The organism is Wolbachia endosymbiont (group A) of Therophilus tumidulus, assembly GCF_964277345.1.
Classification (GTDB): Bacteria; Pseudomonadota; Alphaproteobacteria; order Rickettsiales; family Anaplasmataceae; genus Wolbachia; species Wolbachia pipientis.
Window position 1 is genome coordinate 317,782 of the sequence record NZ_OZ195515.1, and the last position, 16,756, is coordinate 334,537.

Consider the following 16,756-nt stretch of genomic DNA (forward strand, 5'->3'; position numbering starts at 1 on the left):
TTTTATTAAGTTGGTAAGCATAAAAATAGCTGTTTTACGTTAAAATACAATGTTTTTGATGATTATGGAAAGGCTGGATCCCAGTGTCAAGCACTGGGATGACACCATTTGTTGTAAACTCACTTTTACTCTATGGTTATACTACCTTGCCGCTATCCTGAACGGATACAAAGTAAGTTTTATTGTGATGTGCTCATCTGTAAAAAATAAGACTTAATTTCACTGTTGATCATGGATTTTAAGTTGTGCTAACACACTGCGGCCATTTAAAGAGTCAAGATTTTTAACCTGGCTAGCCAGTATTAAAGAGTTATTTTTCAGGTATTTCTTTACAAGGCTTGCAAGTCTTTTTGGATTATTTAAATAGCTCCACTCTGCTTGTAAAACTTTTATATCACTTTGTACTAAATTAATTTCACTTTTTATTTTTATTAGCTCTCTATTTAACGACTGAACATGTAATTTTACCTTAAATAGTCCTACAATGCTAAGAAAAAACATAACTATTGAGATGATGCAGAAAGTTCTCACGACAACCTCTGTATAGCTCTTAGTTTTGCTGAGCGTGAACGCGGATTTGCACTTACTTCTTCTATACTTGCTTCGATCACTTTTTTATTTAGCAGAGAGAATGTCTTGCAATCAGTAGCACATAAATCTTTAAAAAAAGTTTTGACTATACGATCTTCTAAGGAATGAAAGGTGACGACAATTAATTTGCCATTCTCACTTAAAATCTCAGATGCAGCTTTAATACCCTTTTCAAGTTCTCCCAGCTCATCGTTTACCCATATTCTGATTGCCTGAAATGTTCTGGTTGCAGGATCAATTTTGCTTTTTCCACGAAATACCACGGAACGTACAATATCCGCAAGCTCAAATGTAGTTTTGATAGTTTTCTTCTTCCGTGCATTTATTATTGCTCTTGCAATTTTGCGAGAATGACGTTCGCCTCCGTAGTTATATATAGTATTTGCGATTTCTTCTTCGCGTAAAGCGTTAACAAACGTTGAAGCGTTTATATAAGAAGAGTTATCCATGCTCATATCGAGTGGACCATCATGTAAAAATGAGAACCCTCTATCTCCGTTATCAAGCTGCATAGATGAAACTCCGATGTCAAAGACCACTCCATCCACCCCGTTTGATGTCATTCCAGCGCGTGACCAGTTATTTTTTCCAGTATCAAGTACTGGGATGACAGGAGATGGCTCAACGCTGCTTAGTATACTTTTAATATTACTAAACTTCTCAATGAATAGTTTTATTCTATCTGGATATCTAACGCTTAAATCATCATAAAACTTAGTTACCGTTTCATCTCTATCAATTGCATATACTTTGCAATCAGCTGACTCCAATATTGCTTTGCTATACCCTCCAGCTCCAAATGTGGCGTCCACGTATATGCCACCATCCTGCGGTGATAGTAGTGATAGCATCTCTTTTAACAAAACTGGAGTGTGTGTCATATCAAAAAATTTAAGTACAGTTGGTGTAGATATCCTACTCTACTCTACTCTTCACATCAATTTTATTTATGTACATAGATTTTCTTGCCAAAATATGGTATCTTATCGGAATATATGAGCAATAATATTAAAATTAAGGTTTAATATTGTTAATATAATATTCACATAACGTTCACATTTTTTTTTATATATAAGATCAAACAGGCTATAGGGAAATTATGCAGCAAATAACAAAAGTAATATTTTCAAGTTTGATTTGTAACACTTTATTGTGGTATGACCACATGCTTTTTGGCCACTTAATCAACATAATAGGTGGTGTGTTTTTTCCATCGGATGATCAACTAACCAGCGTATTGAAGGCTTTTGGAGTGTTTGCAGTGGGTTTCTTAATGAGACCAGTCGGTGCTGCTATATTTGGTCACATTGGTGATAAACATGGCAGAAGAGTTGCCTTATTGCTCTCGATTATATTAATGACTTTATCAACCGTATTAATTGCTTTTGTTCCAGGTTATCAAAGCATTGGAATACTAGCATCAATTCTGGTAGTTTGTTTAAGGCTATTGCAGGGTATATCCCTTGGAGGAGAAGCAGGAAATGCACCATTTTTAATAGAACATGCTCCTAAAAACAAAAAAGGATTTTTTGGCAGCATTGAAGTATTAAGCGCAATTTTTGGTTCAGTATTAAGCCTGATAGCGGTACTCATATGCAAAAAAGTATCTGATTTTGAATCTTGGGGGTGGAGATTACCTTTCATTTTCAGTTTAGCAATGGGATTAATTAGCATATATATGAGATATATACTTGATGAAAGCCCAGAGTATAAAAGACAAAAAAATCCGTCTAAATTGCCACTAAAAGAGTTATTAAACAATTACAAAAAGCCTGTTCTAATATCAATAGGTATTGACTTGGTTGAAAATGCGTCTCTCTATATATATTTGGTATTTTTCAATGTGCTTACGAATAAAATATTAACAGTAAATACTCATTTTAATCATATAGTGGAAATACTGAGTCAAATTGCGCTCGGAGGATTGACAATATTGTTTGCAATACTTTCTGATAAGGTAGGAAGAGAAAAAGTTATGAAATTTGCATTTATAGCTTTTGTAATAGTGAGTTATCCAGTTTTTTCAATGTTATGTAGTGGCAATTACTTGCTGGCACACATTCTTTTTATAATTCCAATAGCTGCATCGCTTGGTCCTGTCAGTGCACTTATGTGCGAATTATTTCCAACAAAGGTTCGGTACAGTGGATTTGGTTTATCAAGAAATATAGCTGCTGGATTTTTTGGCGGCCTTGCACCATTTATATGCACAACAATTATCAAGGTTACAGGACAAGAGACTTCAGCTAGTTTTTACATGATTTTCTGTGCATTAATTGGGCTAGTTGCTATATCGCAAATTAAGGGTGAGCTTTCTTCAAAATTACCCAAAGTAAACCAAGTATAGTTGCAGTATAGCAGAATTTAAAAAAATCTAATTATAAGGTGGGAAATGCCAATTCTTAGGTGATAATGTGAATATTTCAGCACCATCTTTTGTTACTCCAAGTGTATGCTCAAATTGAGCAGAAAGTGAAAGATCGCGTGTTGTTACTGTCCAGTCATCGAGTTTACTGAGCAGAGTCTCATGTTTTCCAGCATTAATCATTGGCTCTATTGTAAAAAACATACCTTCCTTTAAGACAAGATCTTCATCTTGATCATAGAAATGCACTACATTTGGTGGAGCATGAAAGACTTTTCCTATACCATGTCCGCAGTAGCTGCGTACGATAGAATATCCAAAATCTCTAATATATTTCTCTATAGCAAGCCCTATTTCATTTAACTTATTGCCGGGCTTAACTTGTTTGATTGCTTCCATCAACGCATTATAAGTAGCGTCACATAAACGTTTTGCTTTTATTGATGGCTTGCCAACCCAAAACATGCGACTTGTATCACCATGCCAGCCATTTAAAATCACCGTAACGTCAATATTCAAAATATCCCCATCTTTAAGCGGTGTATCATCAGGAACACCATGGCACACAACGGCATTTTTTGAAGTGCAAATTGATTTTGGATACCCCCTATAGTTTAGTGGTGCTGGAATTGCACCTGCATTAATTATAAAGTCATGGCATAGATCATTTAATTCATTAGTTGTCACCCCTACCTTTACGTACGGTGCAATGAAATCAAGAGTTTCAGCAGCAAGCCTGCCAGCCTTGCGCATAAATTCAAAATCTTCTTGTGAGTGTATAGTTATGTTCATATTTTCCATGTCTTATTGTAATTGGTACGCTTACTCGCAAGTACATAAACATAATAATTTTACATATTATAAAAATAAGTCCTATGGATCCTAGTGTCAAGTCATTTGTATGAAAGGTGGTAAAACAGAAATCTAGACTGTAACTTTTGATTTAACCCAATTATACAATTTACTCATTTTACCATCCTGACCTAAAATACCAGAATTATTTTTATAAAAAGTGTCAACTATTAGCTTTATAGAGCCTATAGCAGCAGAAAATACAGGATTTTTATCATATTCGCCATCAAGACCGCTACAAGACTCAGGGCACCCAATTCGAACTTGCTTATTGAATATATAGCCTGCAATTTCCTTCATGCTTGTGAGTTGACTAGTTCCACCTGTGATCACTACTTTATTAATTGGATCTTTCTGCTCTTGAAATTGCTCTCTTACCATTTCAAGTATTTCTTCAACTCTTGGTCTTATGATGTTAATAAGCTCAGATTTGAATACTTGAGTAGGTTCATCATTTTCACTATTTTGCACTGTAATATATTCGTTCTCATCTATTGAAGTTACGATAGTGCTACCATACAGTATTTTTATATACTCTGCACGTTCTATGCTTGTGCATAGCCCGTAAGCAATATCTCGAGTGATATGAACACCACCAATTGGAACGCTGCTTGCATACACAAGTTTCCCTCTTTTGAAAATTCCAATTGCAGTGCATCCACCGCCTATATCAACAATAGCAGTCCCGAGCTCTTTTTCATCTCCACTCAGACAGGCAAGACCTGCAGAATATGCAGAAGCAATACAACCTGCCATATTTAATCCACCATTATTGGTAATACAGTTTTCAATATTGGTAAGCGCTGGACGCGAAGCAGTGACAACATTAACATCAGCAGATAGTCTTTTTCCGTACAATCCACCAACTTCTTTTATGTCAGTCATGTCATCTAAGTGATATTTTAGTGGTATATTGTGAATGATAACATTGTCTTCAATATATTTCTCAAATGTTTGAAAAACTACACGTCTTATATCACGCTCAGAAATCTCATGGTTAGCTGCAATAATTTCATTATGTACATTGAAAGATGAGATGCCACATCCAGCAATGTTCACATATATCTGATCTATGGTTTCTTCTGATACTTGTTCAGCTAAACCTATAGTTGATGAGATGGAGTAATTTGCGTGTTTTACATTAGTTATTGATCCACCGTTTACACCTTCTGCAATCTTATAACCCGTTCCTGTTACTTTATAGCTGAAGTTGCCATTTATCTTAACGATTAGACAGATAATTTTTGTTGTACCTATGTCTAAAACAGCAAAAACATTTCTCTTTGGTTTTGCTATTACTGCAGAGTACATTAGTTAACCTTATTACGCAATTTCATTTAAATTGTAGCTTTCTTTAATAATTTATATTTCTATTATAGATATAGCAACATTTTAATATACACTAAATTCTGGACAAAAGGAAAAGCAAAACATAGAATTATAATTTTTATGTCCATATTACCAATTGTAATTGCCCCTGATGAAAGACTAATCACACGTGCCAGTGAAGTAACAGATATAAACGATAAAATTAAAGAATTAGTAAACGACATGTTCGAAACTATGTATGATGCAGAAGGTCTTGGCCTTGCTGCAGTGCAAGTTGGAGTGTTAAAGAGAATTTTTGTTGTGGATGTTCAGCTAGAAACAATTGAAAATGAGCCAGCAGGATATGAATCAATTGGCAAATTTTGCATGATTAATCCAGAAATTACGGAATTATCTGATGAACAAGTGACTCTCAAGGAAGGGTGCCTTTCAATTCCAGAGCAAAGCTATGAAATTAAGCGTCCAAAGTATTTAACTGTGAAATACAGAGACTTAAATAACGAAGAACAGACGCTAAAAGCTAGTGGTTGGCTTGCAAGGTGTATTCAGCATGAATTAGATCACTTAAACGGCATATTATATATTAGACATTTATCTAAATTAAAGTATGATATGGCCATGAAAAAAGCACAAAAGGTTAAAAAGCATTATGAGCAATAAAGACCTAGAATTATTAAAATTTTACCATGAAGTGGGCGTTGATTGCACACTAATGGAGGGTGAAGAGGAAAAAAAATTGGAGAGCAAAGAGAGTGTACAACCCTCTGTTATCCAAACTGGGACCCAGAAGAAAGATGCAGATACGCGCTGGGATGACACTAAAGATGGAAAAGACATGTTTCCAAGTGACTGGATAATTGAAGCAAGGAAACTTGCAGGTAAATGTGGTAGTGTGGATGAATTAAGAAGTGCAGTTGAATCATTTGAAGGTTGTGAGATAAAAAAAACTGCAACTAATACTGTCTTTTCCGATGGTAATCCAAATGCAAAAATTATGCTTGTTGGTGAAGCTCCAGGAGCAAATGAAGACCTTCAAGGCATACCATTTTGTGGTGCAAGTGGAATGTTGCTCGATAAAATGTTAAATGCAATCAATCTTGATCGCACTAAGGTATACATAAGCAATACTGTATTTTGGCGTCCACCTGGCAATAGAAAGCCAACCGACCTAGAGCTTGATATGTGCAGACCATTTGTCGAAAAACACGTTGCACTAGTTTCACCACAAATTTTAATTTTGGTCGGGGGAATTGCGTGTTATAGCCTTCTTGACAGCACAAAGACTATATCGAATTTGCGTGGTAGATTTCATACGTACACTAACCAATATTTGTCCAATTCAATCACCACAGCCGCTATATTTCATCCAGCTTACCTACTGCGTCAGCCAATGCAAAAACGTTTAGCCTGGGAGGATTTGAAAAAGATTAGGGAGTATCTTGATAACACCAATAACTGTACGAATACTTAACACCACTGGTGTCGGAAAGTAGCCCGCAGAAACAAAAAACTTACTTGACAAACTCCGCCAGCCCTCTTATCATGATAGTGAAGCTACTGTATTTGCTTTCGCCAATCTGCAGATTAAAAGGTAAGGATTACTTAATGTATCGGCGTCTTATGTTCAATTTTTTGCAGTATATAGATACTGTATGTCTTTACAAGACTTCATCTACATCTAGATTTTTATCTAAATAAGCTGAACGCGCTTATAAAGCGTTACAAGACATCAAAAAATGCCAATACTCGACAGAGATAGTAAAAGACTAGCTAACTTGGGGATTCTTTGTCTTTTTTTCTGCTTAGTAAATTTCTTAAACATTTGCAGCGTAGGTTAGTTGCAATTAAAAGCAGCTGAATTTCGCTTGTCAAGCGTTTAAAACATAAAAAACGCCAATATTTTAAAGCAGATAATAACCCCAGGGCTTCTTTTGCCTTTTTTTTTATTTGGTAAATTTCTTAAATATTTATAGCTAAACGACAATCGTCATCCCGCTGCTTGTTAGCGGGATCTATGCTTTGAGATACCGCGAATAAATCGCGGTATGACGTAGAGCTCGCGTTAGCTATACTTTTATGCTTACCAACTCAGTATCCAATCAAAACCTGGATTTCAGTGTCAAGCACTGAAATAACACCGAAAGGGCTACTGCTGTCTTGGATGGAAACCAGTGTCAGCTACTTGAATCTGCCACGCAAATTGCCTGCAAATTGCAATGTTCGTACAGCTGTGCGTCATGTGCTGGAATGGCATCAAGGGGTAACTTTTTATTTAAACAATGATTGTAAAATGATTATAATAAGAGATCTATTGAAATTTTAAAGTTATTAAATATTGACGCTATATACTTAAGTGTTAAAATAGAATGAAAAGTTTTTAGGAGTTTATATGGCAGCAGGTGGGAAAGCAAAGACAGCTAGTAAAAATAACCCTACTCAGCGTAAGAAAGCTGAGCAAAAAATGTATAAAGATAAACCGGTAAAACCTGTTAGATATATAGATCGTGATTCGCGCATGAATTATATGTCTGCTCAATATGACAACGGCAATCTGGTTGAAGATGAGGTAAGCGGCAATCCTATAAAGTGGGAAGCTGTATAATAGTTGTGGTTAAAGTTACTATTAATTCTAAGGAATGTGAAGTAGAGCATGGGCTCACTATAATTCAAGCTTGTGAAGTTGTGGGCGTTGAAATTCCACGTTTTTGTTATCATGAGCGTTTAGCAATTGCTGGTAATTGCAGAATGTGTTTGGTTGAAGTGGAGGGTGGACCTCCAAAACCAGTAGCCTCTTGTGCAATACCAGTTGCAGAAGGGATGGTTATTCACACTGATACCCCTAAGGTTAAAAAAGCACGTGAAGGTGTGCTTGAGTTTTTGCTAATTAACCACCCGCTTGATTGCCCAATTTGCGATCAGGGTGGTGAATGCGATTTGCAAGATATCACGATGGCTTATGGGAAAGGAACCAGCAGACTTGATGAGCATAAGAGGGCTGTGCCAAAAAAACACTTCGGACCACTGATTGAGACCGCGATGAATCGATGCATTCATTGCACTCGGTGTGTTAGATTTTTGTCCGATGTTGCAGGTACAAATGAACTTGGAGGAATCGGAAGGGGAGAAAATGTAGAGATTAGCACTTACATAAAAAGGCATATTAGTTCTGAATTATCTGGAAATATCATAGATCTCTGCCCGGTAGGGGCTTTAACTTCAAAGCCTTACTCCTTTACAGCGCGTCCATGGGAGCTATCACATTGTGAGACTATAGATGTGCTAGATGCTGTGGGAAGTAGCATTAGAGTTGATTATCGTGGCCTGGAAGTTATGCGAATATTACCAAGGCTGAGCGAAGAGGTAAATGAAGAATGGATATCAGATAAAACCCGCTTTGCCTATGATGGACTAAAAGTTCAGCGTCTTGATCGACCTTATGTAAAAAAAGATGGTAAATTAGCCCCAGTTGATTGGAATGAAGCATTAACTGTTGCTGCAAAGAAATTAAAGAATACAAAATCAAATAAAATAGCTGCAATTGCAGGTGATTTAGCAGATTGTGAGTCTATGCTTCTACTCAAAGAAGTGATGCAGAAGCTTGGCTCGGGGAATATAGACTGCAGGCAAGATGGTGCAAAGCTTATACCAAGTAATCGTGGATCGTATGTGTTCAATACCACTATTGAAGGTATAGAAAATGCAGATTTATGCCTGCTTATAAATACAAATCCAAGGATAGAAGCACCGATCATTAACGTAAGATTGAGAAAGAGATATTTACAGGGCAACTTTCCTATTGCAAGTGTTGGTCCTAACATTGAATATTTATATTATGTCGAGAAATTGGGCGATAATCCTGATATTTTGAGTGAAATAGCAAATGGAAGTCATAAATTCTGTGAGCTGCTGGTGGCTGCTCAAAACCCTATGCTGATCATTGGTCAAGATGCATTAATAAGAGATGATTCTGAATCAATTCTAATTCTAGTTGGCAAAATTGCAGAAAAATTTAACATGGTCAGAGATGACTGGAATGGCTTTAATGTGCTGCATAAAGCTGCAGCAAGAGTTGGTGGGCTAGATATTGGGTTTGTTCCTAAAAAAGGCGAAAGGGATATTAATCAAATATTGGAACATGCAGAAAGTGGTGAAATAGAAGTGGTTTATCTTCTTGGTGCAGATGAAATTGACACATCAAAGTTAGAAAACACATTTGTAATTTATCAAGGTCATCACGGTGATAAGGGTGCACATGTGGCAGATGTTATCTTGCCTGGTGCTGCATATACAGAAAAATATGCAACTTATGTAAACACTGAAGGTCGAGTGCAAAGAACAAATTTAGCTGTATTTCCTCCAGGTGAAGCAAAGGAGGACTGGTTAATTATTAAAAATCTCTCGCAATATTTGGATCTCTCCTTACCATATGATAGTTTATTTGACGTGAGAAAAAAATTAGATACTATCGGTCCACAGTTTAGAAATGCTGATCAAGTGATAAAAAACACATGGGTGCCAATTAGCAATGGTAAAATAAATTTAAGTAATACACCTTTTACTTTAAAGGAGTGTAATTTTTATATGACGGATTCAATAAGTCGCGCTTCAAAAATAATGGCAGATTGTACTAAGGCTTTTTATGATAACGCTAGTTAATGTTTTATTTATTTTAACGCCTTTTTTACTGCCAGTCTTGGTTTACTTTGAGCATAAAGCCAATTTAGTAATAATGAACAAGGATCCAATTTTAGAATGTAAGCCTTATACGTTGCTACAATTGCGCGCTGATATTGTAACATTATTTGTTCATGTACTGATATTGGCAGGTGGTATATTTCCTGGAGTTATTAAAGATGGATGGAGTTATTTTCCGTTAATAATAATCATGATTTTTTTACTTTCATTCATATTAGGTGATGATGTTAAAATTAAAGATACTAGTTCATGGAATATGTTTAACCTTTTTAGGCAAATTATTGTGGCAGCTGTATGTGGTGCTACAGCTGGTATAGTTTCACGCGGGGTGTATGATAGTTCTAGATTATCAATAATTATAATTGTTATTATTATGTCATTTATATTGTTCAGTTGGTACGTATCGCGCTACTACGCTAAATCGGAAAATGGTAGGTTGCGGAATATGGTTGCTGCTCTTACTCTAATAACATCATCTGCTTTATCTACTGCGCTTGCTATATTCTTCATTTTGGCGATTATGAATTACTTTTTTGGTTTAGAGTTGTATGCCTTTAATATTTAAAATTATTTTTCTTCTCATTCCACTTTTGCTTTCAGTAGCATATTTGGTGTACTTTGAACGTAAAGTTATTGCTGCAATTCAACTGAGGCACGGCCCAAGTGTAGTTGGACCTTTTGGGCTATTGCAGCCATTTGCAGATGCTATTAAACTACTGATTAAAGAGCCGATAATACCATTTAGAGCGAGCACCATACTGTTCATTATGGCTCCAATGCTTACCTTTATCTTGGCATTAATTGCCTGGGCAGTTATACCGTTTGGTGCTGAAGTAATTGTAGAAAATGGCCAGCAAGTAGTTATTCCTAAGGTTATAGCAAATATTAATGTTGGAGTGCTTTACGTGCTAGCTATATCGTCGCTGGGAGTATACGGCGTGATTATTGCAGGCTGGTCAAGCAACTCCAATTATGCATTCCTTGGCGCTATACGGTCGGCTGCTCAGATGATTTCATATGAAGTTTCAATAGGCTTAATAGTTGCTGCAGTCGTTATTACCACTGGAACATTAAATCTTGGAGAGATGGTGGTAGCGAAACACAATATGCCATTTTGGGTTGATTTGCTACTAATGCCTATAGGAATAATATTTTTTATTTCTTTGCTTGCAGAAACTAATCGTCACCCATTTGATTTACCAGAAGCTGAAGCAGAGCTTGTCTCTGGATATAACGTTGAATATTCATCCATGCCTTTTGCCCTCTTTTTTCTTGGAGAATATGCAAATATGATTCTAGCAAGTGCTATGATGACGATATTCTTTCTAGGAGGATGGTATCCGCCGCTGGAGTTCAGTTTACTTTACAAAATTCCAGGTTTAATTTGGTTCATTTTGAAAATAGTTATACTTTTGTTTATATTTATTTGGATTAGAGCAACAATACCTCGTTATCGATATGATCAGCTAATGCGCCTTGGTTGGAAAGTATTTCTACCAATATCGGTGCTTTGGGTGATACTCATTTCAGGGGTGTTGCTCTTTACTGGGAATTTGCCTGGATCCAATGTTTAATTTCCCAAATACAAGATTAAGACGCAGGCGCTCGAGCAAATGGGTTCGCAATTTAACAAGTGAAAATAGTTTATCAGTAAATGATCTGGTTCTTCCTCTGTTTGTTCATGACAGAGAAGAAACAACTGAACCAATTTCTGGCTTACCAGGCGTAAAGTGTTATTCAATAGATGGATTAGTGTCTATAGTTAAGGAAGCTAAAGATTTAGGGATTAATGCTGTTGCAATTTTTCCTGTAGTTGATAGTAAACTAAAATCTGAAAACGCTGAGGAAGCATATAATTCTGACAACTTAATCTGCAGAGCAATTTGTGCTGTAAAATTAAAGGTACCTGAAATTGGTATTATTGCAGACGTTGCATTGGATCCATACACTATTCACGGCCATGACGGCATTTTAAAAGATAATCAGATGGATGTAGAAAACGATGAAACTATATCAGTGCTGTGTAAGCAAGCGTTTGCTTTAGCGAAAGCAGGATGTGATATAGTTGCTCCTTCTGATATGATGGATGGTAGAATAGGAAGAATCAGAAAATCATTAGATGATAACAACTTTCAAGACGTATTAATATTATCTTATGCAGTGAAATACTGCTCTAGCTTCTATGCTCCATTCAGGCAAGTCGTTGGTTCATGTGGGCTATCACATTCTATAGACAAAAGTGGTTATCAAATGGATTATAAAAATGCGCGCGAAGCAATGTGCGAAATTGAAATGGATATAAATGAAGGTGCAGATTTTATTATGGTTAAACCGGGTATGCCATATTTGGATATTATCAAAACAGCAAGTGATAAGTTTAATTTTCCGATTTTTGCTTACCAAGTAAGCGGTGAGTACGCAATGATAAAAGCTGCTGCAAATAATAGCTGGCTAGATTATGACAAGGTGATTTATGAGTCTTTGATTGGTTTCAAACGTGCGGGTGCAAGTGCAATATTCACTTACGCTGCACTTGATATTGCAAAAAATTTAAGTGCATAAGCCCTATAAAATTATTAAATTTTTGGCGCACGTTCTTCTACTGTTGCTGCATATTACCTAAAATCTTCCAATACATGTTTTAAGCTATTGATAAGTCTATTACAATACAGTATTATAAATAATATAAACCAAGTGTTACTTAGAACATGGGGATTTTTTTTAAATTTTTGGGGAAGATGCTAGGCAAGGTTTTTCCTGCTAAAACAGTAAGCTCTCTTTTAGGAATAGGATATTTACCAAGTTGGCAGAACTATTGGTCTTCTTTTTTAATATTATTCATTGTCGATGTTATATTAATTCTTACATATGGAGGCGAATACTTACTATATAAAATGCCATACTCAGGAATAGTTGTAGCTGCTGTTTTTACAAAATTGGCAATAGTTATGTTAGTAATGCAATTAATTGGAATATTTATTTTTCATGCTCAAGACCCTTCAGCAAACAGTGGTGAAGAAATAGTAATACAAATAGCGTCAGGGCAAGTACTGACTGTAGCACTTTCAATGCCGGCAATGATGTCGATTTATTATGCTGTAAGTAAACTCTATGGGAGTATATGTAAGCAGATGTTTCAATGCCCATTTTGGTTTAATGATTTTATGCACTTTTTCTTTTTTCTTATGATACCTTACGTATTTTTTAATGTCGTAGAAGTGATAAAACCATGGCCAATAAGTTCAATACAGCTCAGCTATAATAATGCAATGTCAATTACATTTGAGGGGATTTTTCACACATTTTATGCGGTGATTTTACTGTATTTAACAGCATTTATATTCTGCGATTTAACTATGCATGATGCAATTGTCCTAAATAAAAGCATAATTCAGTATGTGAGAGAAAGTTCAGCAGTCTTAGGTGATTATTTACATGATACTGTTAAAAAAATAGGTATTGAATAGTACTTATTTATTTATATATTTAGTATAAAAAGTGTGCAATTTGTGTGAACTTACAAAGTATAATAAAAGAGTTACAAGATTTTTGGGCTAGTGAAGGATGTGTTATACTTCACCCATACACATCTGAAGTTGGTGCTGGCACATTACATCCTGCAACAATTATGTCTGCAATTGATACAAAACCGGCAAAAATTGCATATCTACAACCAGTAATTAGGCCAGCAGATGGGCGCTATAGTGATAATCCTAATCGTTTGTATCAACATCACCAATATCAAGTTATAATAAAGCCATCTGGTAATAATTTACAAGACGTCTATTTAGATAGCTTAAAAGTTCTTGGCATATCTACAGAAAAATATGATATTAAGTTTGTTGAAGATGATTGGGAAAACCCAAGTGTTGGTGCATCAGGACTTGGATGGGAAGTTACATGCAATGGAATGGAAGTAACACAGCTTACTTATATACAGCAAGTTGGAGGGATTGACTGCAAGATGATTCCTGGTGAGGCGGCATATGGGTTGGAACGTTTAGCAATGTGCATACAAGGTGTAGATAATGTTTACGATATAATTTGGAACGATAACGGTGTAACTTACGGAGATATTTTTAAACAAAGAGAATATGAATTTTCTTATCTAGCATTAGATTATTATGATACTAAAGTGGTACAGCAGCAATTCGAAGATACGGAAAAATTGTGTAAGTTCCTTATTGAAAAGGAGCTACCAATGGCAGCTTATGACCAATGTATTAAAACTAGTCACCTACTTAATCTGCTTGATGCAAGAGGTGTGCTTGGTGTGAATGAACGTACAGCTTATATTGGTAGAGTTAGAGAGCTGACAAAAAAATGTTGCGAATTGTACATGAGTAAATAGCATATGTCGTTGCAGTTGTTATTTGAGTGCCTTTCAGAAGAAATACCACCGAGAATGCAGAATGTAGCTGCAACTCAAGTTAAGAGCTGTATTGCCAATGTTTTTAACAAAAATAATGTAAAATTTACATCAATGGAGGTTTTTGTAACGGCACGTCGCATTACTCTATTTGTTGACAACATAAATGCTTTGGAGCTAAAGGATTCCAATAACGAAGTTAAGGGACCAAACATTAACGCACCAAAAAGTGCTATCGAAGGTTTTTTAAGAAAATATCAGAAAAATGAAGAAGATTTGCTCGTTCGAAAAGTAAATAATGAGGATTTTTACTTCATTAAAAGAGAAAGCTGCTCATTTAACATTCAAGAGTTTCTTAAAAATCAACTAGGAGAAATATTAAAAAATTTCTCTTGGCCAAAAAGTATGAGATGGGGCAAAGGAAAAGAAAGGTGGGTTAGGCCAATTAAAAACATTTTATGCATTTTAAATGATGAAATAATACCTGTATCTTTTGCAGGGATTACAGCATCTAACACAACATATGGCCATCGATTTCTCTCAAGTGGTACGGCGCTTACTGTTAAAACACCTAAAGACTATTTTGAATTGCTAGAAAAAAACAGTGTAATTCTCCAAATGGACAAAAGAAAGCAATTTATACTAGATCAGATTAATAAATTCACAAAAGAGCAGAATTTACAACTTGAGAAAAATGATTATTTACTAAATGAATTGACAGGGCTTATAGAGTGGCCAATCGTACTGTTTGGTGAAGTGAATCAAGAAAAGTCATTTGGATTACCGAAGGAAGTAATACTTAGTATAGTTAATACACAACAAAAATACCTTGCTTTAAGTAATGGAAAGAGAATTTCACACTTTGTCACTGTTGTCAACGTCAACAATGGTGAAGTTGTTAAAGGACACGAAAGAATATTAGAAGCACGTCTTGCTGATGCCCAATTTTTAATATCTCAAGATAAAAAGGAAAATCTAGATTATTATGTCAAAAGATTAGGTTCAATATTATTTCATGCTTCACTTGGCAGCGTGGGGGAAAAGGTGAAGCGTATTACGGCTTTGTCAAAGTATATAGCTATATTTATTCCACATGCTTCGCTGATAAAAGTTGAACGTGCTGCATATTTGGCAAAAGCTGATTTGGCAACATCGATAGTAAGAGAGTTTCCAGAATTACAAGGAGTAATGGGTGGATATTATGCTTCTTATTTTCAAGAAGATAGAGAAATAGTGGAAGCTATAACTGAGCATTATAAGCCAATCGGGCCAGAGCAGGAGTGTCCTAAATCTCCTTCTGCAATTGCTGTGTCAATTGCAGACAAAGTGGATAGCTTAGTTGGTTTAATTGCAGCAGGTGAGAAAATCTCTGGTTCGTATGATCAATTTGGTTTGCGGAGAATGACAATTGGTATAATTAGGACAATACTTGAAAATAATTTGCATGTTCCAATTAGGCTAATGATAGACAAGTCAGTATCTTTATATTCAAGGCTTCTATTTAATAAAAATACAGCGTCAGTTGATAAGCCGAATAGAAAACAAATTTCAGAACTAGTATTTAGATTTTGCTTAGAAAGATTCAAGGTTATTTTAAAAAATAGAGATATAAGGCAAGATGTTGTAGATTCAATACTATATAAAATCGATATTAATGATCTGCTGACAGCAGAAAAGCAAACTGTTATATTGGATCGTTATCTTAGTACTCCAGAAGGTGAACAAATTCTAAGCACTTACAAAAGAGTCAGTAACATGATGAGCAAAGCAAGGAAAAGTGATGGCACTACTTATAGTGCATCTTACGGTAAGAGGTTTTTGATTGAAAGTGAAGAAATTGCGCTATCAAATTGTGCTATAACTGCTTGTAAAAACATAAAACAAGCGATAAAAAATAACCACTTTAATGTAGCACTTGATGAACTTGCTGGTTTTGCTCCGTTTATCAATCAGTTTATGGACAGTATAAAGATTAACTGTGATTCTGATAAGCTGAGAAGAAACAGATTATCTTTGCTTGAAAATGTAGTTTCCATCTTTCATTTAGTAGCAGATTTTAACCTCATACAGGTTAAACAATGGATAAATGCTCAGGCAATATAAAGAACAAATCAAATCATCTCCACAATCCTGTGGCGTGTATAAGATGGTTGGAGATAAGAATAAAGTTTTATATGTTGGAAAAGCAAAAAACTTAAAGTCAAGGTTATCCGACTACCTTCAATTCGAAAACCTTTCTGAACGAATTAGAGTTATGCTCTTACAGGTTATTAAGGTTGAAATATTCATCACTGAGAATGAAATCGAAGCACTGCTTCTTGAAGCACAGCTAATAAAATCATTGAAACCACTTTATAATATTGTGCTCAAGGATGGAAAATTTTATCCTTATATAACAATTTCCAAGCACGATTATCCAAGAATAGCAAAATATAGAGGCAAATTTAAGAAAAATGAGTTTCATTATTATGGTCCCTTTACATCTGCCGCTGCTGTTAAGCAAACTATATTGTCATTGCAAAAAGCTTTTCTCCTAAGAACCTGTCTTGAAAGGA

At 35.4% G+C, this 16,756-nt stretch carries 15 protein-coding genes and 1 pseudogene; 12 read left to right on the forward strand and 4 right to left on the reverse strand.

Translation table 11 applies throughout. The features are described from left to right. Positions 1-219: 219 nt before the first annotated feature. Both ACICQD_RS01695 and rsmH read right to left on the reverse strand, forming a co-directional pair. On the reverse strand, positions 220-531 hold the full coding sequence (locus ACICQD_RS01695; RefSeq protein ID WP_007548286.1) for a hypothetical protein: 312 nt from the start codon (positions 529-531) through the stop codon (positions 220-222). After that, positions 528-1,472 carry a 16S rRNA (cytosine(1402)-N(4))-methyltransferase RsmH gene (gene rsmH, locus ACICQD_RS01700; protein WP_006279684.1) on the reverse strand — a complete coding sequence of 315 codons (945 nt, stop codon included), beginning with the start codon at positions 1,470-1,472 and terminating at the stop codon, positions 528-530. The genes ACICQD_RS01695 and rsmH overlap by 4 nt, the downstream gene beginning before the upstream one ends. Before the next feature lie 218 nt (positions 1,473-1,690). Here rsmH and ACICQD_RS01705 point away from each other — a divergent pair, with 218 nt between their 5' ends. Further along, entirely contained in the window at positions 1,691-2,938 is a 1,248-nt protein-coding gene (locus tag ACICQD_RS01705; RefSeq protein WP_341811511.1) for an MFS transporter, read from the forward strand. A gap of 27 nt (positions 2,939-2,965) precedes the next feature. On the opposite strand, the gene map is transcribed toward ACICQD_RS01705, so the two are convergent. Both map and ftsA read right to left on the reverse strand, forming a co-directional pair. Further along, positions 2,966-3,748, reverse strand: a complete 783-nt coding sequence (gene map / locus ACICQD_RS01710) for a type I methionyl aminopeptidase (protein WP_095742848.1) — start codon at positions 3,746-3,748, stop codon at positions 2,966-2,968. A gap of 132 nt (positions 3,749-3,880) precedes the next feature. Beyond that, positions 3,881-5,119 carry a cell division protein FtsA gene (gene ftsA, locus ACICQD_RS01715; protein ID WP_264373898.1) on the reverse strand — a complete coding sequence of 413 codons (1,239 nt, stop codon included), beginning with the start codon at positions 5,117-5,119 and terminating at the stop codon, positions 3,881-3,883. Between the two features lie 138 nt (positions 5,120-5,257). Here ftsA and def point away from each other — a divergent pair, with 138 nt between their 5' ends. The 11 genes and pseudogenes from def to ACICQD_RS01770 form a co-directional block, all read left to right on the forward strand. Beyond that, positions 5,258-5,797, forward strand: a complete 540-nt coding sequence (gene def / locus ACICQD_RS01720) for a peptide deformylase (protein WP_006279678.1) — start codon at positions 5,258-5,260, stop codon at positions 5,795-5,797. Beyond that, positions 5,787-6,608, forward strand: coding sequence for a uracil-DNA glycosylase family protein (locus ACICQD_RS01725; RefSeq protein WP_395461500.1), 822 nt, complete (start codon positions 5,787-5,789; stop codon positions 6,606-6,608). Before def ends, ACICQD_RS01725 begins: the two co-directional genes overlap by 11 nt. 918 nt (positions 6,609-7,526) lie before the next feature. Then, entirely contained in the window at positions 7,527-7,739 is a 213-nt protein-coding gene (locus tag ACICQD_RS01730; protein WP_006279675.1) for a hypothetical protein, read from the forward strand. After that, positions 7,724-9,793, forward strand: coding sequence for an NADH-quinone oxidoreductase subunit NuoG (nuoG, locus tag ACICQD_RS01735; RefSeq protein ID WP_395461501.1), 2,070 nt, complete (start codon positions 7,724-7,726; stop codon positions 9,791-9,793). Before ACICQD_RS01730 ends, nuoG begins: the two co-directional genes overlap by 16 nt. Further along, complete coding sequence (locus ACICQD_RS01740) at positions 9,777-10,397, forward strand: hypothetical protein (protein ID WP_264373895.1); 621 nt, start codon at positions 9,777-9,779, stop codon at positions 10,395-10,397. Before nuoG ends, ACICQD_RS01740 begins: the two co-directional genes overlap by 17 nt. Beyond that, on the forward strand, positions 10,381-11,406 hold the full coding sequence (gene nuoH, locus ACICQD_RS01745; protein ID WP_395461502.1) for an NADH-quinone oxidoreductase subunit NuoH: 1,026 nt from the start codon (positions 10,381-10,383) through the stop codon (positions 11,404-11,406). The genes ACICQD_RS01740 and nuoH overlap by 17 nt, the downstream gene beginning before the upstream one ends. Continuing rightward, positions 11,399-12,394 (forward strand): porphobilinogen synthase, encoded by a 996-nt coding sequence (gene hemB / locus ACICQD_RS01750; protein WP_395461503.1) that lies wholly within the window; start codon positions 11,399-11,401, stop codon positions 12,392-12,394. The genes nuoH and hemB overlap by 8 nt, the downstream gene beginning before the upstream one ends. A gap of 146 nt (positions 12,395-12,540) precedes the next feature. Then, positions 12,541-13,299, forward strand: a complete 759-nt coding sequence (locus tag ACICQD_RS01755; RefSeq protein ID WP_395461504.1) for a phosphatidylglycerophosphatase — start codon at positions 12,541-12,543, stop codon at positions 13,297-13,299. 44 nt (positions 13,300-13,343) lie between these two features. Then, on the forward strand, positions 13,344-14,183 hold the full coding sequence (locus tag ACICQD_RS01760; protein WP_395461505.1) for a glycine--tRNA ligase subunit alpha: 840 nt from the start codon (positions 13,344-13,346) through the stop codon (positions 14,181-14,183). 3 nt (positions 14,184-14,186) lie between these two features. Then, entirely contained in the window at positions 14,187-16,304 is a 2,118-nt protein-coding gene (glyS, locus tag ACICQD_RS01765) for a glycine--tRNA ligase subunit beta (RefSeq protein ID WP_264374139.1), read from the forward strand. Next, positions 16,288-16,755, forward strand: a pseudogene (locus tag ACICQD_RS01770) (GIY-YIG nuclease family protein); the annotation flags it as partial. The gene glyS and the pseudogene ACICQD_RS01770, both read left to right, overlap by 17 nt. Between the last annotated feature and the right edge of the window lies 1 nt (position 16,756).

Bases quoted from the DNA above. Each gene is read 5' to 3' on its own strand.
- ACICQD_RS01725 (WP_395461500.1), top strand. From the start codon at position 5,787: ATGAGCAATAAAGACCTAGAATTATTAAAATTTTACCATGAAGTGGGC.
- nuoH (WP_395461502.1), top strand. From the start codon at position 10,381: ATGCCTTTAATATTTAAAATTATTTTTCTTCTCATTCCACTTTTGCTT.
- glyS (WP_264374139.1), top strand. From the start codon at position 14,187: ATGTCGTTGCAGTTGTTATTTGAGTGCCTTTCAGAAGAAATACCACCG.
- ACICQD_RS01755 (WP_395461504.1), top strand. From the start codon at position 12,541: ATGGGGATTTTTTTTAAATTTTTGGGGAAGATGCTAGGCAAGGTTTTT.
- ACICQD_RS01705 (WP_341811511.1), top strand. From the start codon at position 1,691: ATGCAGCAAATAACAAAAGTAATATTTTCAAGTTTGATTTGTAACACT.
- ACICQD_RS01740 (WP_264373895.1), top strand. From the start codon at position 9,777: ATGATAACGCTAGTTAATGTTTTATTTATTTTAACGCCTTTTTTACTG.
- def (WP_006279678.1), top strand. From the start codon at position 5,258: ATGTCCATATTACCAATTGTAATTGCCCCTGATGAAAGACTAATCACA.
- ftsA (WP_264373898.1), bottom strand. From the start codon at position 5,119: ATGTACTCTGCAGTAATAGCAAAACCAAAGAGAAATGTTTTTGCTGTT.
- rsmH (WP_006279684.1), bottom strand. From the start codon at position 1,472: ATGACACACACTCCAGTTTTGTTAAAAGAGATGCTATCACTACTATCA.
- hemB (WP_395461503.1), top strand. From the start codon at position 11,399: ATGTTTAATTTCCCAAATACAAGATTAAGACGCAGGCGCTCGAGCAAA.
- ACICQD_RS01730 (WP_006279675.1), top strand. From the start codon at position 7,527: ATGGCAGCAGGTGGGAAAGCAAAGACAGCTAGTAAAAATAACCCTACT.
- map (WP_095742848.1), bottom strand. From the start codon at position 3,748: ATGAACATAACTATACACTCACAAGAAGATTTTGAATTTATGCGCAAG.